Consider the following 19997-nt stretch of genomic DNA (forward strand, 5'->3'; position numbering starts at 1 on the left):
CTGAGTCCATGCCAATTTACTGCCCGTGGCGAGTACACCCTACGAGCCTTGCCTTACCTCACGTTCCGGCCGGGCGGCGTACCGCGCGCCCGCGTGTGGGCATCAGCTCTTCAACATCTGCCGCAGCACGTGATGCAGGATGCCGCCTGCCTTGAAGTATTCCACTTCGTTCTGGGTGTCGATGCGGCACAGCACTTCCACCTCTTCATGGCTGCCGTCTTCGCGCAGGATATCCAGGGCCAGGTTCATGTGCGGGCGCAGGGATACGCCGTCCTGGCCGCCGATACTGACCTTCTCGCGTCCTGTCAGGCCCAGGCTCTTGCGATCCTGGCCCGCTTTGAACTGCAGCGGCAGCACACCCATGCCCACCAGATTGGAACGGTGGATGCGCTCGAAGCTCTCGGCGATTACCGCCTTCACCCCCAGCAGGTTGGTGCCCTTGGCTGCCCAGTCGCGGCTGGAACCTGTGCCGTACTCCTTGCCGGCGAAGATCACCAGCGGCACACCTTCGTCCTGATAGCGCATGGCCGCATCGAAGATCGCCAGCTTGTCGCCGCTCGGCTGGTGCAAGGTGTTACCACCTTCCTCGCCGCCCAGCATCTCGTTTTTGATGCGGATATTGGCGAAGGTGCCGCGCATCATCACCTCATGGTTGCCGCGCCGCGAGCCATAGGAGTTGAAGTCCGCCGCCGCCACGCCGTGCTCGCCCAGGTAGCGCCCGGCGGGGCTGTCCTGCTTGATATTGCCGGCCGGGGAGATGTGGTCGGTGGTGACCGAGTCGCCGAGCAGGGCAAGGATGCGCGCCCCATGGATGTCGCCTATATGTGGTGGATCGCCGGCGATATCGGTGAAGAACGGCGGATGCTGGATGTAGGTGGAGTCGGCCTGCCACTGGTAGGTGGCTGCCTGCGGCACGGCGATGGCCTGCCACTGGGCATCACCGGCAAAGACTTCGGCGTACTCCTTGCTGAACATGGCGGTGTCGACCTTGGCCACGGCCGTGGCGATCTCCTGCTGGCTGGGCCAGATGTCCCGCAGGTACACGGGCTGGCCATCCTTGCCGATGCCCAGCGGGTCGCGGGCGAGGTCGGTGCGTACGCTGCCGGCCAGGGCGTAGGCCACCACCAGCGGCGGTGAAGCCAGCCAGTTGGCCTTGACCAGCGGATGCACGCGACCCTCGAAGTTGCGATTGCCGGACAGTACCGAAGCCACCGTGAGGTCGCCGGTCTGAATCGCCATCTCGATCGGTTCGAGCAGCGGGCCGGAGTTGCCGATGCAGGTGGTGCAGCCATAACCGACCAGATCGAAGCCCAGCTCATCCAGGTAACGGGTCAAATCCGCGGCGGCAAAGTATTCGGTGACCACCTTGGAGCCCGGTGCCAGTGAGCTCTTCACCCAGGGTTTGCGGGTCAGACCTTTTTCCACGGCCTTCTTGGCCAGCAGTCCGGCGGCCATCATCACGCTGGGGTTGGAGGTGTTGGTGCAGGAGGTGATGGCGGCGATCACGACCGCGCCATCTTTTAGGCGATGGGTGCTGCCCTCGTGCTGGTAATCCACTTCGCCACTGGCATGGCCGGCGCCGACAGCCGTACCCCCACCGCCCTCGCTGAGCAGGCGACCTTCCTCCCTTGAACTGGGTTTGAGTTGCAGGCCGAGCAGGTCGTCGAACGCCTTCGCGACCTGGCTCAGCGGCACCCGGTCCTGCGGGCGCTTGGGGCCGGCCAGGCTGGCTTCCACTTCGCCTAGGTCGAGGCTCAGGCTGTCGCTGAACAGCGGTTCGTGGCCAGGCTCGCGCCACAGGCCCTGGGCCTTGCTGTAGGCCTCCACCAGTTGCACGCTGTTTTCCGGGCGGCCGGACAGGCGCAGGTAACCGAGCGTGACGTCGTCCACCGGGAAGAAACCGCAGGTAGCCCCATATTCCGGGGCCATGTTGGCGATGGTGGCGCGGTCGGCCAGCGGCAGGTCGGCCAGGCCGTCGCCATAGAACTCGACGAATTTGCCCACCACGCCTTTCTTGCGCAGCATCTGGGTGACGGTCAGCACCAGGTCGGTAGCCGTGATGCCCTCCTTGAGCTTGCCACTGAGCCTGAAGCCGATCACCTCGGGAATCAGCATCGACACCGGCTGGCCGAGCATGGCCGCTTCCGCCTCGATGCCGCCGACGCCCCAGCCGAGTACGCCGAGGCCGTTGATCATGGTGGTGTGCGAGTCGGTACCGACCAGGGTGTCGGGAAACGCCCAGGTGACGCCGTCTTCCTCCTTGGTCCACACGGTGCGCGCCAGGTATTCCAGGTTGACCTGGTGGCAGATGCCGGTGCCCGGCGGCACCACGCGGAAGTTGTCGAAGGCATGCTGACCCCAGCGCAGGAAGGCGTAGCGCTCGCCGTTGCGCTGCATTTCGATGTCGACGTTCTCGGCGAAGGCTCCGGCCGAGGCGTACTTGTCGACCATCACCGAGTGGTCGATGACCAGGTCCACCGGTGACAGCGGATTGATCCGCTGCGCATCGCCGCCGGCGGCCGCCATGGCCGCGCGCATGGCGGCCAGGTCGACCACCGCCGGCACGCCGGTGAAGTCCTGCATCAGCACCCGCGCCGGGCGGAACTGGATCTCGTGATCGCTGCGGCGCTCCTTCAGCCAGTCGATCATGGCCTTGATGTCGAAGGCACTGACCGTGGCGTTGTCCTCGAAACGCAGCAGATTTTCCAGCAGCACCTTGAGCGACATGGGCAGTCGGTCGATATCGCCGAGGCTCTCTGCGGCCTGCGCCAGGCTGTAGTAGTGGTAGGTCTTGCCGGCGGCCTGCAGGCTGCGGCGGCAATTCAGGCTATCCAAGGAAGGCATTTTGATTCTCCTGCTCATCAGGCGGCGAGCCCTGAGAAACTAGACCCTGAGGTCAACTCCCGCCACTGCACTGGACTGGTCGAGTGCGCTTAGGGTTCCCTAGTCGGCTATCATGCGCGGCCTCGAGGAGAGCCCAGATGAATACCCTGTTACTGCACTGCCGCCCCGGTTTCGAGGGCGAAGTCTGCGCCGAGATCGCCGAGCAGGCCGCCCGCCTGAGCGTGGCCGGCTATGCCAAGGGCAAGGCCAATGGCGCCCACGCCGAGTTCGTCTGCAGCGAGCCGGACGGCGCCGAACGGCTGATGCAAGGCCAGCGCTTCAACCGCTTGATCTTCCCGCGTCAGTGGGCCCGAGGCGACTATCTGGCATTGCCGGAAACCGACCGTATCAGCGTGCTGCTGCAGGCCCTGGCCGATTACCCGCAGTGCGGCAGCCTGTGGCTGGAAGTGTTCGACAGCAATGACGGCAAAGAACTGTCGAACTTCTGCAAGAAGTTCGAGGCGCCGCTGCGCAAGGCCCTGGAAAAGGCCGGGCGCTTGGTCGACGATCCGCACAAACCGCGCCTGTTGCTGACCTTCAAGAGTGGTCGCGAGGTCTTCCTCGGCCTCGCCGAGCCGGCCAACTCGGCGCTCTGGCCCATGGGTATCCCGCGGTTGAAGTTCCCCCGCGAGGCACCCAGCCGCTCGACGCTGAAGCTGGAGGAGGCCTGGCACTTCTTCATCCCGCGCGAGCAATGGGACACGCGCATCTCCGATGAGATGACCGGCGTCGACCTCGGTGCGTCGCCCGGCGGCTGGACCTATCAACTGGTCAAGCGCGGCATGCTGGTGACCGCCATCGACAACGGGCCGATGGCCGAGAGCCTGATGGATACCGGCCTGGTCACTCACCTGATGGTCGATGGCTTCACCTGGAAGCCCAAACAGCCGGTGGACTGGATGGTCTGCGACATCGTCGAGAAGCCGGCGCGCAACGCCGCGCTGCTGGAAACCTGGATCGGCGAAGGCCTGTGCCGCGAGGCGGTGGTCAACCTCAAGCTGCCGATGAAGCAGCGCTACGCCGAGGTGCGCAAGCTGCTGCAGCGCCTGGAAGAGTCGTTTGCCGCACGCAAGATCAAGGTCTCCATTGCGTGCAAGCAGCTCTACCACGACCGCGAGGAAGTTACCTGCCATCTGCGTCGGCTGTAGTCGGCAGTGGCTGTTCATTCGCGAGCCGGGTGCGTTCCGGCATCGGCTGTGCGGCAGGCCCAGTAGCTCTGCTTGTGCCCCCTGGCCTGGTATTTCCGGGCCAGACGCTCAGCCGCCTGGCGGCCGAGAGCGGTGCGCACGACGAATCGGTTGCCATTGTCATCCAGGCGCATCACGCACCAGCTCTGGTCGCCGTCCGCCACCTTTTACCCTCCCGCGCTGGGCTCCTTGCGGCCTTTGCGCCACAATAGCCGGCAGTTTTTCGGAGTAGCCCATGTCCCTGCAACCCGACGCCATTCTCGACGCCACCGGCCTCAACTGCCCCGAGCCGGTGATGATGCTGCACAACAAAGTGCGTGACCTGCCGGCCGGCGGCCTGCTCAAGGTGATCGCTACCGACCCCTCGACCAAGCGCGATATCCCCAAGTTCTGCGTGTTCCTCGACCACCAGCTAGTGGAGCAGAGCGAAGAGGGCGGTACCTACCTGTACTGGATCCGCAAGAAGCCGGCCTGATGACCTATTACTTCGCCTATGGCTCCAACATGAACCCTGCGCGCATGCAGGCGCGCGGGTTGCGGGTGGAGGAGGCGCTGGCGGGGCGTCTGGCGGGCTACGCGCTGTGCTTCAACAAGCGCGCTCACGATCATCCGGGGCGCGGCTACGCCAATATCCGCCACCAGGCAGGTGCAGTGGTCGAGGGCGTGCTCTATCGCCTGGCCGGCGCCGACGAAATCCTCAAGATGGACCCCTTCGAAGGCACGCCTGTCTACTACAGCCGCGAGTGCATGCTGATCGATAGCGCTCGCGGGCCCATCGCCGCCTGGCTCTATGTCGCCAACCCGGCCTGGCGCGCGGAAGGGCTGGCGCCCAGTGTCAGTTACCTGAACCACCTGCTGGCCGGGCGTGAGCTGCTATCCGCCGACTACTGGGCGGCGCTGGCTGCCACCGCTGCGCTGGACGACTGACGGCGAATCTGCCGACGCGCACTGCGCGCCAGGCGCACCCCGAGCAGCAGCGCGGCGCAGGTCAGGCCCACCACCAGCCCCTGCCACAACCCTTTTGGCCCCGAGGGCTCGCCGAACCAGTCGGCCAGGCCGAGGCCGTAGCCTACCGGCAAGCCGATGCCCCAGTAGGCGAACAGGGTAAACAGCATGGTCGCACGGGTGTCCTGATAACCGCGCAGGGCGCCGGCGGCGGTGACCTGCACCGCGTCGGAGAACTGGAACAGCGCCGAATAGACCATCAGCGAGGCGGCGATGGCGATCACCGTCGGGTCCGGGGTGTAGATCGCGGCAATCTGCTCGCGCAGCAACAGCACCAGGCTGGCGGACAGGCAGGCATAGGAAAGCGCGGTACCCATCGCCACACCGGCGGCGAAGCGTGCATCGCGCGGCGCGCCACGGCCAAGCGACTGGCCGACCCGCACGGTGGCGGCCATACCCAGGGAGTAGGGGATCATGAAGATCATCGAGCTGAAGTTGAGGGCGATCTGGTGGCCGGCCACCACATTGGCGCCGAGGCCACCGATCAGCAGGGCGATCACCGCGAAGATGCTCGACTCGGCGAACACTGCCACACCGATCGGCACGCCGACCGAGAGCAGGCGTTGCATGACTGCCCAGCGTGGCAGCTCGAAGCGAGCGAACAGCCGACTCGGTTTGTAGTAGGGCGCCCAGTTCACCCAAAACAGCATGCCCAGCAGCATGCACCACATGACTATGCCGGTGGCCCAGCCACAGCCGACACCGCCGAGGGCAGGCAGGCCCAGCTTGCCGTAGATCAGCACATAGTTGATCGGGATATTCAGCAGCAGGCCGATCAGGCTCAGCACCATGCTCGGCCGGGTATGGCCAAGACCGTCACTGAAACAGCGCAACACGTAATACAGCGCCACGGCCGGGAAGCCGCAGGCGACGCCGCGCAGATAGCCCATGGCCGGTTCGATCAAGCTTGGGTCGACCTGCATCAGGGTAAGTACCGGCGTGGCATTCCATAGCAGTACGGCGCAGCTGCAACCGACGAACAACCCCAGCCACAGGGCCTGGCGCACCAGCGGCCCGGTTTCGGCCTGCTGTCCGGCGCCAAAGCGCTGCGCTACCTTGGCGGTGGTGGCCAGGAGCACGCCGGTCATGAACAGGAATACCGGTATCCACAGCGAATTGCCCAGCGCCACGGCGGCCAGGTCGTGGGCACCGACGCGCCCGGCCATCACGGTGTCGACGAAGCCCATGGCGGTGTTGGCCAGTTGGGCAATGATGATCGGAATGGCCAGCTTCAGCAGGGCACGTAGTTCGGCGCGCACGCGAGCGGGGCGGGTGAGGGTGGACATCGACAGGACCAAGCTTGAGCGGGCGGCTAGTCTAGCCCTGACGTGATGGTCAGGAAAGCACCGTGCAGCAGCGCTTACCGCTGGGCGTCTAAGCGCCTAGAATGCGCCCAGTCATCAGGAGTGCCCCATGCAGATAGTCGCCGACGAAAACATCCCGCTGCTCGACGAGTTCTTTGCCGGTTTCGGTGCGATCAAGCGCCACCCCGGCCGCGCCATCGACCGTGCCGCGCTGGGCGACGCCGAAGTGCTGCTGGTGCGTTCGGTCACCCGCGTCGACCGCGCCTTGCTGGAGGGTAGCCAGGTGCGTTTCGTCGGTACCTGCACCATCGGCACCGACCATCTCGACCTGGACTATTTCGCCGAGGCCGGCATCGCCTGGTCCAGCGCCCCCGGTTGCAATGCCCGTGGCGTGGTGGACTACGTACTCGGCAGCCTGCTGGCCCTAGCCGAGCGCACGGGTGCCCGACTGCCCGAGCGTCGCTACGGAGTGGTTGGCGCCGGCCAGGTCGGCGGCCGGCTGGTGGAGGTGCTGCGCGGCATGGGCTGGGACGTGCGGGTGTGCGACCCGCCGCGCCAGGCGGCCGAGGGCGGTAATTTCGTCGAGCTGGCGAGCGTCCTGCGCGAGTGCGATGTGATCAGCCTGCACACGCCACTGGATGCCGGTACTCGCCACCTGATCGGAGACGAACAGCTGCAGCAGCTCAAGCCGGGGGCCTGGCTGATCAATGCCAGCCGTGGTGCGGTAGTCGACAACCTGGCATTAAAAACGCACCTGCAAGGCGGTGCCGATCTGCAGGTGGCGCTGGACGTGTGGGAAGGCGAGCCGTTGGTCGACCCCGAACTGGCGGCCCTGTGCCAGATCGCTACCCCGCATATCGCCGGCTACAGCCTGGACGGCAAGCTGCGCGGTACGGCGCAGATCTACCAGGCCTATTGCCGGGCCATGGGCCTGGTGGAGCAGGTGCAACTGAATGATCTGTTGCCGGCGCCCTGGCTCAATACGTTGGAACTGCATGAAACGGCGGCCATCGACTGGAGCCTGGCCAGCCTGTGCCGGGCGGTGTACGACCCGCGCCGCGACGATGCTGACTTCCGCCGTTCACTGGTGGGCGACGCAGCGCAGCGCAAGGCGGCCTTCGACGCCCTGCGTAAACACTATCCCTATCGTCGTGAAATCGATGGCCTGCAGGTGCGCCTCAGTGGTGATGCGCCGCACCTGGCGCAGCTGGCCACCGCCCTGGGCTGTCGCCTGCTGTAACTGGCAGAATTGCGCGTCAGGCGTGCCGTGGCGCTTGCCAGTTCTTGTCCAGTTCGCGACAGGCCTGCTGGATCATCTGCTCGGTGATGGGGATTTCCCGACCTTCGGCGTCGATGATCGAGCCGCCCACCGGCTGTTGCGGATTGAGTGGGGTAACGCGAGGTTGCGGGGACTGCTGTTGCGCTTTCATGGCCGATTCTCCTGGCTGTAGAAACAGTCTAGGCAGGGCATATGAAGGCGCCGTGACAGCTGGCGCGAGAGGTTTATTCGGGGCACCGAACGGTGCGCCTTGCTTGGAGTGGTTATGAGTGTTTTCCATCTTGGCCTGATCATCAACCCGCTGGCCGGCCTTGGCGGACCAGCGGCACTCAAGGGCAGCGACGGCGTGGCCAGCGAGGCCCTGGCTCGTGGCGCCGAGCCTTGCGCCGCCGAGCGCACACGCATTGCCCTGGAGTGCCTGCGGCCAGTGACCGAGCGCCTGCAGTTCGTTACTTTTCCCGGCCGCATGGGCGCCGATCTGCTGGGTGAACTGGGTTATGCCCATCGTGTGCTGGGTAGCCTGGGCGAGGGGCCGACCAGCGCGGCGGACACCCAGGCCGCGGTGCGGGCGCTGCAGGATGCCGGTTGCGCGCTGATCCTGTTCGCCGGTGGCGACGGCACGGCGCGCGACGTGTGCAGTGCGGTGCGCGAGGAGCAGCCGGTGCTGGGCATCCCGGCCGGAGTGAAGATCCATTCCGCGGTGTACGCCATCAGTCCGCGCGCCGCCGGCCAGATGGCCCTGCGCCTGGTCGAGGGCGGTCTGGTGCGCCTGAGCAGTGGCGAGGTGCGCGACATCGACGAGGCGGCCCTGCGCGACGGCCGGGTCAACGCCCGTCGCTACGGTGAGCTGTGCGTGCCGGTCGAGGGCGAGTTCATGCAGCACGTCAAACAGGGCGGCATGGAGTCCGAGGGGCTGGTGCTGGTCGATCTGGCCGACTGGCTGCAGGAAAGCTGGGAGGAGGGCGTGCGCTACGTGTTCGGCCCCGGCTCGACCCTGCATGGCCTGGCGCAGAACCTTGGCCTGGAGACGACCTTACTGGGCGTGGACGTGATCGAGAACGGCCAAGTGCTGGCTCGCGATGTGACCGAGGCACAGCTGTTCGAACTGGTCGACGGCTATCCTGCGCGCCTGCTGGTGACCGCCATCGGCGGCCAGGGCCATATCATCGGTCGCGGCAACCAGCAGATCAGCCCGCGCGTGCTGCGCGCCATCGGCCTGGACCACCTGCGCGTAGTGGCCACCAAGCGCAAGCTCGGCACGCTGGAAGGGCGCCCGCTACTGGTCGATAGCGGTGACCCGGTACTGGACGATGCCTTCCCCGATGCCGTGCGGGTCTGGGCCGGTTACAGAGAAGAGTTGCTGTATCCCCTAGGTCATTGAAGGAGCGCGTCATGTATCAGGGAAGTTGTCTCTGCGGGGCCGTGCGTTATCAGGTGCAAGGCGAGCTGGCGCCGATCCAGGTCTGCCACTGCAGCCAGTGCCGCAAGGCCCAGGGGACTGCGTTTGCGACCAATATTCCCGTGCAGGAAGCTGCCTTCACGCTGCTGAGCGGCGCCGAGCAACTCAAGGCCTACGAGTCCTCGCCGGGCAAGCAGCGGGTGTTCCGCGTTCACTGCGGCTCGCCGATCTACAGCCGTACCAGCAAGTTGCCCGGCGTCTTGCGCATCCGCGCCGGTAGCCTGGAGGGCGATCTGGCGACCCGGCCGGCCTCGCACGCGTTCACTGCTTCGCGGGCCAACTGGTGGGAGTTGCACGACGACCTTCCGCAATATCCCGGGTTCAAACCATGAGGCTGCTGGCTGGGCTTCTGGCGCTCTGCTTGCTGGCCCTGCCGGCATTCGCCGAGCCGATTCAGGCGCGGCGTCTGGTGCAGGATGCACGCAGCCAGATCGGCGTGACCCTGGGCTACGACCCGCTCTACCGTCAGCTCGACTATCCCGGCGGCGATGTGCCGCTGAGTACCGGCGTGTGCACCGATGTGCTGATCCGCGCGCTGCGTGCCCAGGGCCTGGATCTGCAGAAGAGCGTGCACGAAGACATGCGCGTGCATTTCGCCGTCTACCCGCAGAGTTGGGGGCTCAAACGTCCCGACAGCAATATCGACCATCGCCGCGTGCCCAACCTGATGACCTGGTTCAAGCGCCAGGGCATGGCCCTGGCCGTCAGTCAGCAGGCTGCGGACTACCGCGCCGGCGACATCGTTACCTGGGACCTGGGTCGCGGCCTGACCCATATCGGCATAGTGTCCGACCGCGCCAGCGCCCAGGGCATCCCGCTGATACTGCACAACATCGGCGCCGGCACCCGCGAGGAAGACATTCTCTTTGCCTATCGGATTACCGGGCACTATCGCTTTGCGGCGCGCTGAGCGAAGTGGCAGCGGAGATGTCACCCAGTAGTTGAACGGCGCGGCCGTATAAACGGGCGCGGTTGTACTGGGTCAGCAGTGGCAGATTGAGCAGTGAGCTGGGCACGGTTGCCAGCACAGCCGGCGCCATCAGCGTCAATGGCAGCCAGGCGGGGATCTGTCGGTTCGGGTTGGCGCGCATGCCGCAGAGCGCGTGGCCGACCAGCAGTAGGGCGTAACCGATCAGCAGCGCGAGCAGCCAGCCCGGCCCGATCTCTGCAATCCGGGGCAGGACAAAACACTGCAATGCGGCATACACGACCAGGCAGAGGATGCCCAGGCCATAGTCAGGCTCCTTGAGCATGTGCTGGCGCTGCAATGCGGCGAATAGGTTCTTCTGCTGATTCTCGCTGAGGCTTTCCGGGCGCAGCATCGCCATGTGCTGTACCTGGCGGAACACCTGTAGTTCTCCCAGGCTCAGGATCAGGCTGTTGGCCTGCTCGGGGGCGCTTTCATGCTTACCCTTCAGCCATTGCGCCTGGACCGGCAGCCCGGCGTGTCGCAGGTCATCGATCAGTTGCTGTAGGCGGCCGTGCTCGAATCTGTCGTTCTTGAAGTTGTACATCCGTGTCCTTCCTTGGCTGAGTTGATGCGTCCGGCGCGGATTCTAATGACAAGCTGAGTCTGATGAGTGAACCCGGTTCGCGTATCGCTGGTTAAAACCGTCGCGTGACGGCAGGATGGCGAACAGACCGCCACAAGGAGAGCTGGATGCTGCCCCCTCATATTGCTGCCGACGAGCGCGTTGTGCTGTTCGACGGCGTGTGCCGGCTGTGCAACGGCTGGGCGAAGCTGCTGATCAGCCATGATCGCGAGCGGCGTTTTCGCCTCTGCTCCGTACAGTCGGCCGAGGGCCAGGCGATTCTCGCCTGGTTCGGTTTGCCCACCGATAGCTTCGAGACCATGGCCTATGTCGAGGGTGCCAGATTGTTCGTGCGCTCCGATGCGGTGCTGCGCGTGGTCGCCCAGTTGCCCGGTGCCTGGCGCCTGCTCGGCGGCTTGCGCGTTATTCCCCGCCCGCTGCGCGACTGGTGCTATGACCGCATCGCACTGAACCGCTACAAGCTGTTTGGCCGCTACGACAGCTGCCTGCTGCCGACTGCCGACCACGCCGGGCGCTTCATTGACGGCGAGTCGCGCTCATGAGTCTGCTCTCCGGCAGTCGCCGCCAGGCACTGGCCATGGCCTGGCGCTTCATCAGACCTTATCGCTGGCGCCTGAGTGGTGCGCTGGCAGCGCTGTTGTTCACCGCGGCGATCACCCTGTCCATGGGCCAGGGCATCCGCCTGTTGGTGGATCAGGGCCTGGCCACCCAGTCGCCGCAGGCGCTGCGTCATTCCATCGGACTGTTCTTCGTGCTGGTGCTGGCCCTGGCGGTGGGCACCTTTACCCGTTTCTACCTGGTGAGCTGGATCGGCGAGCGTTTCGTGGCCGATATCCGCAAGCGCGTGTTCGACCACCTGATCGGCTTGCATCCCGGCTTCTACGAAAGCAACCGGGCCTCGGAGATCCAGTCGCGGCTGACCGCCGATACCACCCTGTTGCAGACGGTGATCGGCTCGTCCCTGTCCATGGCGCTGCGCAACATCATCATGCTGCTTGGCGGCATTGGCCTGCTGTTCGTCACCAACGCCAAGTTGACCGCCATCGTCATGGCGGCCCTGCCGCTGGTGGTGGCGCCGATCCTGATCTTCGGCCGCCGGGTGCGTGCCCTGGCCCGGCAGAGTCAGGATCGGGTGGCGGATGTCGGCAGCTACGTCGGCGAAACCCTGGGCCAGATCAAGACGGTGCAGGCCTACAACCACCAGGCTCAGGACCGCCTGCGCTTCGCCGGCACGGTGGAGGCGGCCTTCGCCACTGCCGGCAAGCGCATCCGTCAGCGCGCCTGGCTGATCACCGTGGTCATCGTCCTGGTGCTCGGCGCCGTGGGCGTGATGCTCTGGGTCGGTGGCATGGACGTGATCGCCGGGCGCATCAGCGGCGGTGACCTGGCGGCCTTCGTGTTCTACAGCCTGATCGTCGGCATGGCCTTCGGCGCAATCAGCGAGGTGATTGGCGAGCTGCAGAGCGCCGCCGGTGCTGCCGAACGTATCGCCGAGCTGCTGCGCACGCGCAATGCCATCACGCCGCCCAGCGCAGGGCTGCTGCAGCTGCCGGAACGCGTCAGCGGCGCCCTGGAACTGCGCGATGTGCATTTCGCCTATCCGACGCGGCCCGACCAGCCGGCCATCGACGGTATCGACCTGCACGTACGGGCTGGCGAGACCCTGGCCCTGGTCGGACCATCCGGCGCCGGCAAGTCGACCTTGTTCGATCTGTTGCTGCGCTTCTTCGACCCGCAGCAGGGCGAAATCCGGGTGGAAGGCCTGCCGATTAGCCAGCTGGACCCCGCCGACCTGCGCCGCTGTTTTGCCCTGGTGTCGCAGAACCCGGCGCTGTTCTTCGGCACGGTCGCGGACAACCTGCGCTATGGCAGGCTCGAGGCCAGTGATGCCGAGGTCGAAGCGGCGGCGCGCGCGGCGCATGCCCACGAATTTATCGAGCGCCTGCCGCAGGGCTACCAGACCCATCTGGGCGAGGCGGGGCTGGGGTTGTCCGGAGGTCAGCGGCAGCGCCTGGCGATTGCTCGCGCGCTGCTGGTGGATGCGCCGATCCTGCTGCTGGACGAAGCCACCAGCGCCCTCGACGCCGAGAGCGAGCACCTGATCCAGCAGGCCCTGCCAGCGCTGATGAGTGGGCGCACCACCCTGGTCATCGCCCATCGCCTGGCCACGGTCAAGAACGCCGACCGCATCGCGGTCATCGACAAGGGCCGCCTGCAGGCCATCGGTACGCATGCGGAGCTGGTGGCGAGCAACCCGCTGTATGCGCGGCTGGCGCAATTGCAATTCAATACCGAGCGCCGCGAGCGCGACTGAGGAGTAGCGGTGGAAAAGGATTTCGGTGTGGTCGTGCTGGGTGGCTACGGCAATTTCGGCCAGGTCATCGTGCGCAAGCTGGCAGCTCTTCCCGGCATGCGCGTGTGGGTAGCCGGGCGCGACCTGGCGAAGGCCGAGGCACTGGCCCGGGAAACCGGCAGCCAGGCACTGCAACTGGATATGAACGCCGCCGACCTGAGCGAGCGCCTACGTGCGCTCGGCGCGCAGCTGCTGATTTCCACTGCGGGCCCGTTTCAGCGCCAGGACTATCGGGTGCCCCGTGCCGCCATCGCCGCCGGGTTGCACTATGTCGACCTGGCCGATGCAAGGGCCTTCGTCTGCGGTATCGACGAACTGGATGAAGAGGCCAGGGCCGCCGATGTGCTGGTGTGCAGTGGTGCTAGCTCGGTGCCGGCGCTGGCGGCAGCGGTGATCGACGAGTTGTTACCGCGCTTCTCCCGCCTGGATGAGATCTGGCACGGCATCAGTTCCTCGGAGAAAACCCCGGGCACTTCGACCCTGGCGGCGGTGCTGGACTACTGCGGCAAGCCGTTCCAGCAATGGCGCGACGGCCGCTGGCAGGCCGTGTACGGCTGGCAGGACCTGGCCCGACATGACTTCCCCGCACCGCTCGGTCCGCGCTGGGTGGCCAACTGCGATATTCCCGATCTACAGCTGTTTGCGGCCCGTTACCCGAGCGTGCGCACTGTGCGTTTTTCGGCGGGCGTTGGCCTGCGCATTACCCAGTTCGGTACCTGGGCGTTGTCCTGGCTGGTGCGCTTTGGTCTGTTGCGCAGCGCCGTGCCGCTGACCCACTTCCTGCATCGCCGCGCCGTGGCGCTGGAGTCTTTTGGCGACGGGCGTAGCGGCATGTTCCTGCGCCTGCGTGGCCTGGATCAGGCGGGGGCGGCGCTGGAACTGTGCTGGGAGCTGCTGGCCGAGCAGAATGACGGGCCGAATATCCCCTGCATGGCCGCCGTGGCCCTGGCTCGAAAACTGGCCGCCGGTAGCCTGTCGGCACGCGGCGCCATGCCGTGCATGGGGCTGCTCAGTCAGGACGAGTACCTGGCCGAACTGGCGGAGCTTTCCATCGGCAGCACCTTGCGCCAGTTGTGATCAGGGCCTGTTTTTACGAGCCTCTGAATTAGAGGCTGCTTTTAACGCAGGCTGGTCGAGAGTCAGGGATTCGTAAACAGGTTCTCAGGGTTCGCTGATCTGCGGCGCAACCTTGGGCCTGATCGTCGCTGCCGCTCCGGCCGAGGCGAGGATGATCGCGCCTATCGCCAGCCACTGGCTCGGCGCCAGGTGTTCGCTGAGGAACAGCAGGCCGGACAGCGCGGCGATGGCCGGTTCCATGCTCATCAGCACGCTGAAGGTGCGCGCCGGCAGGCGGGTCAGGGCGATCATTTCCAGGCTGTAGGGCAGCGCCGAGGACAGCACCGCCACGGCGAGGGCAATCGGCAGCAGGTCTAGGGAGAACAGCGCACTGCCGGCCTGGCTCAGACCGATGGGGAACACCAGCAATGCCGCGACCAGGGTGCCGAAGACCACGGTCTGTGCGCCGTGGGCGGCGCCGGCCTTCTGTCCGAAGAGAATGTACAGCGCCCAGCACAGGCCGGCGCCCAGCGCCAGGGCCATGCCCAGCGGATCGAGATGGTCGGTGGAACTGGTGTCCGGTAGCAGCAGCCACAGGCCAAATACGGCCAGGGCGATCCAGATGAAGTCCAGCAGGCGCCGGGACGAGAGCAGCGCCAGAGCCAGCGGGCCGGTGAACTCCAGGGCCACGGCAATACCCAGCGGGATGCTCTTCAGCGACATGTAGAACAGCAGGTTCATGCTGCCCAGGGACAGGCCGTAACCCAGCAGCGAACGCCAGGCGGAGAAGTTGGGGCGGCTGCGCCAGGGGCGCATGACCAGGCACAGGATTAGCGTGGCCAGGCTCAGGCGCAGGGCTGTGGTGCCCTCCGGGCCTACCAGCGGGAACAGACCCTTGGCCAGGGAGGCTCCGCTCTGGATGGACATCATCGCCACGACGAGCAGGGCGATTGGTAGCAGGATGGCGCTGGGGCGAGGCATGGGGCTATCCCTGTGCGGGCTGATGGAGTTGAAAGGTATGGGGTACCAATACAGCGCTGCTCAGTGGGCGTGCGCTTGGCCCGTCTCCCGTTTTGCGGTGAAGCAGCCTGGAATGTGGGCCTTTCGCGGTGTACGCGCCAGGGTTGTGCATCGACAGTGAAGCCAATAAAAAAGCCGGCCCGTGGGCCGGCTTCTACTGGCGGCGCTAACTCAGCGATATTCGCAGAGGTAGGCGGTGTCCACGGCGACCTTCAGCTGGAACTTGCTGTTGCCCGGCACGGTGAAGTTGCTGCCGGCGGCGAAGGTTTCCCAGTTGTCGTTGCCCGGCAGCTTGACGGTCAGCGCGCCGGCCACGACGTGCATCACTTCCAGCTGCGCGGTGCCGAATTCGTATTCGCCCGGAGCCATCACGCCGATGGTGGCAGGGCCTTCGCTCATGGCGAAGCCGATGGATTTGACGGTGCCGTCGAAGTACTCGTTGACCTTGAACATGCTGGGCTCCTTGGAAGGGGTGAAAAAAAGGCTCGCCAGTATGCCCAAGCCGGGCTGCGCAGTCATCCGGGTAACGGGCATCAGCGCGCGAAAATCAGTGGTAGCAGGCGCGCGGTATTACGTGCGTCTTCCAGGGCCCGGTGCTGCTGGCCGTGGAACTGCAGGCCGGCCAGTTGCAGCGCGCCATTGAGGCCCACCGAGCGCTTGAGTTGGCGCCGCTCGGCGAAGAGCTGCTTGAGGTTGTGGTGTGGCAGCTCGTGCAGGGCGCTGTGCACGCCATGCTGCTGCCATTCCTGCAGCAGTTGGCGACGGTCGTAGTCGCCCCAGCTGCCCCAGCCGGCCAGATGCGGCAAGTGCGGCGCCAGCCAGCGCTCGAACTGGCTCCATACCAGCGCCAGTGGCGCGGCGCTGTCGACCTGGGCCTGGAGGATGTGGGTCAGCTCGCTGCAGAAAGCCGTCAGGCAGGGCCTGCGCAACGGTCGTACGAAGCGCTGAAAGTGTGCAAGCTCATGGCCATCGTTAGCCACCAGACTGGCGCCGATTTCGATGATTTCCATTTCCTCTAGCGGCCAGCCACCTTCTTCGGTGGTGGCTTCCAGATCGATGATCAGCCAGTTAGACATAAGGGCTCTCCATAGCGTCGGGGCAGTATGGTCGCAGCTGTAGCGGCGGGCAAAGTCCGGTGCAGTTTTGCCAGGCAACTGTGCAGGGAAATCGCGCCACCATCCGGGCTATGCTTGGCGCCTTCAGTTCGAGGAGATTCAGCATGGCGAAAGTGACCTTTATCGGCCTGGGCGTGATGGGCTATCCCATGGCCGGCCACCTGGTTCGCAACGGCCACGAGGTCTGCGTGTACAACCGTTCGGCGGAGAAGGCCGCGCGTTGGTGCGCCGAACATGGCGGCCGCAGCGCGCCAACCCCGCGCGAGGCTGCAGCGGGCGCTGAGTTCGTGATGGTCTGCGTGGGTAACGACCAGGACCTGCGCAGCGTGGTGCTGGGCGCCGATGGTGCGCTCGCGGGAATGGCACCGGGCAGCGTGCTGGTCGATCACACCACCGCTTCGGCGGACGTCGCTCGTGAGCTGGCAGTCGTCGCGGCCGAGCGCGAACTGGGTTTCCTTGATGCACCGGTTTCCGGCGGTCAGGCTGGCGCCGAGAACGGCGTTTTGACGGTGATGGTCGGCGGCGATGCGGCTTTTTATGGGCGCGCCGAGCCGGTGATCGACAGCTATGCACGGATGATCAAGCGCATGGGGCCGGTCGGCAGCGGGCAACTGACCAAGATGGTCAACCAGATCTGCATCGCCGGCCTGGTTCAGGGGCTTTCTGAGGCGTTGCATTTCGCCCAGTGCGCGGGCCTCGACGGCCATGCGGCGATGGAGGTGATCGGCAAGGGTGCGGCGCAGTCCTGGCAGTTGGAGAACCGCCACTCGACCATGCTGGCTGGCAAGTTCGACTTTGGTTTTGCCGTCGACTGGATGCGCAAGGATCTGTCGATCCTGCTCGACGAGGCGCGGCGCAACGGCGCGCAGCTGCCGGTGACGGCCCTGGTCGATCAGTTCTATGCCGATGTGCAGGCCATGGGCGGTGGGCGCTGGGACACTTCCAGCCTGTTGGCGCGTCTCAAGCAGGCACCGGGCAAGGCCTGAGTAATGGCTGGGAGCAGCTAGGCGAGGGCCGGGCCTAGCTGCAACGCCGTCAGCTGCGGAAGATGAAGTACACCGCGCCGAGCAGGCACAGTCCCGCCCACAGGTAGTCCAGTTTCAGCGGCTGCTGCATCACGTAGACGCTGAAGGGCACGAACACGGCGAGGGTGATGACCTCCTGCATGATCTTCAGCTGGCCGACCGACAGCTCGGTGTAGCCGATGCGGTTGGCCGGCACCATGATCATGTATTCGAAGAAGGCGATGCCCCAGCTGATCAGTGCCGCGATGAACCAGGGCTTGGCGTTCAGCGTCTTGAGGTGGCCGTACCAGGCGATGGTCATGAACACGTTGGACAGGGTGAGCAGGGCGGCGGTCTGAATCCAGACGGGCATGATTGGGGGCTCAGTGAAAGGACGGGCAAGCCTAATCCGGCCCGTGTACGTCGGCAATAGCCCACTTCTGGCCGGCAAAGCGCTAGAATCGCGCGCTTTCTGATCCGCCTGTCGTGAGGTTGCTCTATGCAATGTCGCCCAGGGTGCGGTGCCTGCTGCATCGCACCGTCCATCACTTCACCCATTCCCGGTATGCCCAATGGCAAGGCGGCAGGCGAGCGCTGCCTGCATCTGACGGCCGACTTTCTATGCGGCATCTTTGGCCATGCCGAACGTCCTGCTGTTTGCGCGGACTTTTCCGCCGACCGCGAGGTCTGTGGCGATAGTCGTGAAGAGGCTATTCGTCTGCTCGGCTGGCTTGAGCGCGCCACAGCCTGATTGACCACGCCTGCCCTGACGCAGGCCTATTCCCCTGAGGAGCAACGATGATTTCGTCTAGAACGGCGGCCATGCTGGCCTTGGGTCTGCTGGCCAGTGCAACGGCGCAGGCCGAGGACTGGAAGCTGGCCAAGGATGAGGATGGCATCCAGGTTTACCTGAGCGAGGTACAGGGCTCGAAGTACAAGGCTTATCGGGGCGTGACCACCATCGCCAGTGATATGGCGACCCTGCGCGCAGCGCAGGAGGATGTTGATGGTTCCTGCGCCTGGATTCATGCCTGTGCCGAGCAGCGCCTGCTCAAGCATGAGGGGGCTGAAACCTGGATTTACACCCGTTTCGACATGCCCTGGCCAGTGACGAGCCGCGATTCGGTGCTGCATGTGGTAACGGAGGAGGGCGCTGACGGCAGCCTGCTGCGCAAGCTCGACGGTCAGCCGCAGTATCTGCCGGAAAAACCGGACAATGTGCGGGTTGCCAGCCTGCAGGGCTACTGGAATCTGGTGCCGAAAGGCGAGGGTAAGGTCGAGGTGACTTATCAGGTGCACACCGAGCCGGGTGGCAGCGTGCCGTCCTGGCTGGCCAACAGTTTTGTGGTGGATGCACCCTTCAAGACACTGGAGCAGCTGCGCGCCAAGGTGGAAAAGCGCTAACGCTGCATAAACGAAAAAGGCTGCCAATCGGCAGCCTTTTTTCTGGAGGGCGTGGGTCTTACTTGCGCTCTTCCAGGGCGACCAGGTCGCGGCGGTCGTAACCGGTGTACAGCTGGCGCGGGCGGCCGATCTTGTACGGGCTGGACAGCATTTCCTTCCAGTGCGAGATCCAGCCGACGGTACGGGCCAGGGCGAAGATCACGGTGAACATGCTGGTCGGAATGCCGATCGCCTTGAGGATGATCCCCGAGTAGAAGTCGACGTTCGGGTACAGGTTGCGTTCCTTGAAGTACGGATCGTTGCGGGCGATCTCGTCGAGCTTCATGGCCAGTTCCAGCTGCGGGTCGTTGATACCCAGTTCGGCCAGTACTTCGTCGCAGGTCTGCTTCATGACCTTGGCGCGCGGGTCGAAGTTCTTGTACACGCGGTGACCGAAGCCCATCAGCTTGAACGGATCGTTCTTGTCCTTGGCCTTGGCGATGTACTTGTCGATGTTCTCGACGCTGCCGATCTCGTCCAGCATGCTCAGGACGGCTTCGTTGGCGCCACCGTGAGCCGGGCCCCACAGCGCGGCGATGCCGGCGGCGATACAGGCGAACGGGTTGGCGCCCGAGGAGCCGGCCAGGCGTACGGTGGAGGTGGAGGCGTTCTGCTCATGGTCGGCGTGCAGGACGAAGATGCGGTCCATCGCCTTGGCCAGTACCGGGCTGATCGGTTTGATCTCGCACGGGGTGTTGAACATCATGTGCAGGAAGTTTTCCGCGTAGTTCAGGTCGTTACGCGGGTACATCATGGGCTGGCCCATGGAGTACTTGTAGGTCATGGCAGCAATGGTCGGCATCTTGGCGATCAGGCGCATGGCCGAAACTTCGCGGTGATGCGGATTATTGATGTCCAGGGAGTCGTGGTAGAAGGCGGAAAGGGCGCCGACCACGCCGCACATGATGGCCATCGGGTGGGCATCGCGACGGAAACCGTTGAAGAAGTTCTTCAACTGCTCGTGAACCATGGTGTGGTTCTTGATGGTGCTGACGAACTTGGCTTTCTCTTCTGCGTTGGGGAGCTCGCCGTTAAGCAGCAGATAGCAGGTTTCCAGGTAGTCGGACTTCTCTGCCAGTTGCTCGATGGGGTAACCGCGATGCAGCAGAACGCCGGCGTCGCCATCGATATAGGTGATCTTCGACTCGCAAGAGGCGGTCGACATAAAGCCAGGATCAAAAGTGAAGCGACCCGTGGCGGTCAGGCCCCTCACGTCGACTACATCGGGACCCACGGTGCCGGTCAGTACGGGCAGCTCTACGGGGGCATTGCCCTCGATGATCAACTGCGCTTTTTTGTCAGCCATGTGCGGCCTCCTGTTTATGCTTGGAATCAT

Annotated in this window: 22 protein-coding genes; 13 read left to right on the forward strand and 9 right to left on the reverse strand. The window is 65.0% G+C overall.

Annotated elements, in window-relative coordinates; genetic code table 11:
- Window positions 1-102 precede the first annotated feature (102 nt).
- Window positions 103-2844 carry an aconitate hydratase AcnA gene (gene acnA / locus AYB31_RS06250; RefSeq protein ID WP_068826876.1) on the reverse strand — a complete coding sequence of 914 codons (2742 nt, stop codon included), beginning with the start codon at window positions 2842-2844 and terminating at the stop codon, window positions 103-105.
- Window positions 2845-2981: 137 nt separating this feature from the next.
- Between acnA and rlmM the strand changes: the two genes are divergently transcribed.
- The 3 genes from rlmM (at window position 2982) to AYB31_RS06270 (ending at window position 4997) form a co-directional block, all read left to right on the forward strand.
- A complete protein-coding gene (gene rlmM / locus AYB31_RS06255) occupies window positions 2982-4031 on the forward strand; it encodes a 23S rRNA (cytidine(2498)-2'-O)-methyltransferase RlmM (RefSeq protein WP_068826877.1) in 1050 nt (349 codons plus the stop codon).
- 274 nt (window positions 4032-4305) lie between these two features.
- Window positions 4306-4545: a sulfurtransferase TusA gene (gene tusA, locus AYB31_RS06265; protein WP_068826880.1), complete on the forward strand. Its 240-nt coding sequence runs from the start codon at window positions 4306-4308 to the stop codon at window positions 4543-4545.
- Window positions 4545-4997 carry a gamma-glutamylcyclotransferase family protein gene (locus tag AYB31_RS06270; RefSeq protein WP_068826882.1) on the forward strand — a complete coding sequence of 151 codons (453 nt, stop codon included), beginning with the start codon at window positions 4545-4547 and terminating at the stop codon, window positions 4995-4997. Before tusA ends, AYB31_RS06270 begins: the two co-directional genes overlap by 1 nt.
- Here the strand turns inward: AYB31_RS06270 and AYB31_RS06275 are convergent.
- A complete protein-coding gene (locus AYB31_RS06275; RefSeq protein WP_068826883.1) occupies window positions 4955-6361 on the reverse strand; it encodes an MATE family efflux transporter in 1407 nt (468 codons plus the stop codon). The two genes, AYB31_RS06270 and AYB31_RS06275, sit on opposite strands and share 43 nt — an antisense overlap.
- Window positions 6362-6488: 127 nt before the next feature.
- Here AYB31_RS06275 and pdxB point away from each other — a divergent pair, with 127 nt between their 5' ends.
- Window positions 6489-7619: a 4-phosphoerythronate dehydrogenase PdxB gene (pdxB, locus tag AYB31_RS06280; protein WP_068826885.1), complete on the forward strand. Its 1131-nt coding sequence runs from the start codon at window positions 6489-6491 to the stop codon at window positions 7617-7619.
- A gap of 16 nt (window positions 7620-7635) precedes the next feature.
- Here pdxB and AYB31_RS21810 read toward each other — a convergent pair whose 3' ends face one another.
- Window positions 7636-7836, reverse strand: a complete 201-nt coding sequence (locus AYB31_RS21810; RefSeq protein WP_442961795.1) for a PA1571 family protein — start codon at window positions 7834-7836, stop codon at window positions 7636-7638.
- Window positions 7837-7923: 87 nt separating this feature from the next.
- Between AYB31_RS21810 and AYB31_RS06285 the strand changes: the two genes are divergently transcribed.
- The 3 genes from AYB31_RS06285 to AYB31_RS06295 are packed head-to-tail and all read left to right on the forward strand — an operon-like array spanning window position 7924 to window position 10027.
- Window positions 7924-9039 carry an ATP-NAD kinase family protein gene (locus tag AYB31_RS06285; RefSeq protein ID WP_068826887.1) on the forward strand — a complete coding sequence of 372 codons (1116 nt, stop codon included), beginning with the start codon at window positions 7924-7926 and terminating at the stop codon, window positions 9037-9039.
- 11 nt (window positions 9040-9050) lie between these two features.
- Window positions 9051-9449, forward strand: coding sequence for a GFA family protein (locus AYB31_RS06290; protein WP_068826889.1), 399 nt, complete (start codon window positions 9051-9053; stop codon window positions 9447-9449).
- Window positions 9446-10027: a DUF1287 domain-containing protein gene (locus AYB31_RS06295; RefSeq protein ID WP_068826891.1), complete on the forward strand. Its 582-nt coding sequence runs from the start codon at window positions 9446-9448 to the stop codon at window positions 10025-10027. The genes AYB31_RS06290 and AYB31_RS06295 overlap by 4 nt, the downstream gene beginning before the upstream one ends.
- On the opposite strand, the gene AYB31_RS06300 is transcribed toward AYB31_RS06295, so the two are convergent.
- Entirely contained in the window at window positions 9996-10631 is a 636-nt protein-coding gene (locus AYB31_RS06300) for a hypothetical protein (protein ID WP_068826893.1), read from the reverse strand. The two genes, AYB31_RS06295 and AYB31_RS06300, sit on opposite strands and share 32 nt — an antisense overlap.
- A gap of 146 nt (window positions 10632-10777) precedes the next feature.
- Here AYB31_RS06300 and AYB31_RS06305 point away from each other — a divergent pair, with 146 nt between their 5' ends.
- The 3 genes from AYB31_RS06305 to AYB31_RS06315 are packed head-to-tail and all read left to right on the forward strand — an operon-like array spanning window position 10778 to window position 14100.
- Window positions 10778-11212: a thiol-disulfide oxidoreductase DCC family protein gene (locus AYB31_RS06305; RefSeq protein WP_068826895.1), complete on the forward strand. Its 435-nt coding sequence runs from the start codon at window positions 10778-10780 to the stop codon at window positions 11210-11212.
- Complete coding sequence (locus tag AYB31_RS06310; protein WP_068826897.1) at window positions 11209-12984, forward strand: ABC transporter transmembrane domain-containing protein; 1776 nt, start codon at window positions 11209-11211, stop codon at window positions 12982-12984. The genes AYB31_RS06305 and AYB31_RS06310 overlap by 4 nt, the downstream gene beginning before the upstream one ends.
- A 9-nt stretch (window positions 12985-12993) precedes the next feature.
- Window positions 12994-14100: a saccharopine dehydrogenase family protein gene (locus AYB31_RS06315; protein WP_068826899.1), complete on the forward strand. Its 1107-nt coding sequence runs from the start codon at window positions 12994-12996 to the stop codon at window positions 14098-14100.
- 84 nt (window positions 14101-14184) lie between these two features.
- Here AYB31_RS06315 and rhtA read toward each other — a convergent pair whose 3' ends face one another.
- The 3 genes from rhtA to AYB31_RS06330 all read right to left on the reverse strand — a co-directional run bounded on the left by rhtA (window position 14185) and on the right by AYB31_RS06330 (window position 16175).
- Window positions 14185-15060 (reverse strand): threonine/homoserine exporter RhtA, encoded by an 876-nt coding sequence (rhtA, locus tag AYB31_RS06320; protein ID WP_068826901.1) that lies wholly within the window; start codon window positions 15058-15060, stop codon window positions 14185-14187.
- A gap of 210 nt (window positions 15061-15270) precedes the next feature.
- A complete protein-coding gene (gene ppnP, locus AYB31_RS06325; protein WP_068826903.1) occupies window positions 15271-15552 on the reverse strand; it encodes a pyrimidine/purine nucleoside phosphorylase in 282 nt (93 codons plus the stop codon).
- An 80-nt stretch (window positions 15553-15632) separates the two neighbouring features.
- Window positions 15633-16175: an exonuclease domain-containing protein gene (locus AYB31_RS06330; protein ID WP_068826905.1), complete on the reverse strand. Its 543-nt coding sequence runs from the start codon at window positions 16173-16175 to the stop codon at window positions 15633-15635.
- A 143-nt stretch (window positions 16176-16318) separates the two neighbouring features.
- On the opposite strand from AYB31_RS06330, the gene AYB31_RS06335 reads away from it, so the two are divergent.
- Window positions 16319-17200 carry an NAD(P)-dependent oxidoreductase gene (locus tag AYB31_RS06335; RefSeq protein WP_068826907.1) on the forward strand — a complete coding sequence of 294 codons (882 nt, stop codon included), beginning with the start codon at window positions 16319-16321 and terminating at the stop codon, window positions 17198-17200.
- A 49-nt stretch (window positions 17201-17249) separates the two neighbouring features.
- Here AYB31_RS06335 and AYB31_RS06340 read toward each other — a convergent pair whose 3' ends face one another.
- Window positions 17250-17591: a DMT family protein gene (locus AYB31_RS06340; RefSeq protein ID WP_068826909.1), complete on the reverse strand. Its 342-nt coding sequence runs from the start codon at window positions 17589-17591 to the stop codon at window positions 17250-17252.
- A 126-nt stretch (window positions 17592-17717) separates the two neighbouring features.
- Here AYB31_RS06340 and AYB31_RS21045 point away from each other — a divergent pair, with 126 nt between their 5' ends.
- Both AYB31_RS21045 and AYB31_RS06345 read left to right on the forward strand, forming a co-directional pair.
- Window positions 17718-17969, forward strand: coding sequence for a YkgJ family cysteine cluster protein (locus tag AYB31_RS21045; protein WP_082805220.1), 252 nt, complete (start codon window positions 17718-17720; stop codon window positions 17967-17969).
- A gap of 47 nt (window positions 17970-18016) precedes the next feature.
- Window positions 18017-18622, forward strand: coding sequence for an START domain-containing protein (locus AYB31_RS06345; protein ID WP_068826911.1), 606 nt, complete (start codon window positions 18017-18019; stop codon window positions 18620-18622).
- Between the two features lie 58 nt (window positions 18623-18680).
- Here AYB31_RS06345 and gltA read toward each other — a convergent pair whose 3' ends face one another.
- The gene (gene gltA, locus AYB31_RS06350) at window positions 18681-19967 is read right to left on the reverse strand and encodes a citrate synthase (protein WP_068826913.1); all 1287 of its coding nucleotides are present in this window, start codon (window positions 19965-19967) and stop codon (window positions 18681-18683) included.
- Window positions 19968-19997 lie beyond the last annotated feature (30 nt).

This window comes from Pseudomonas sp. BMS12, from assembly GCF_001592875.1.
Lineage (GTDB): Bacteria > Pseudomonadota > Gammaproteobacteria > Pseudomonadales > Pseudomonadaceae > Aquipseudomonas.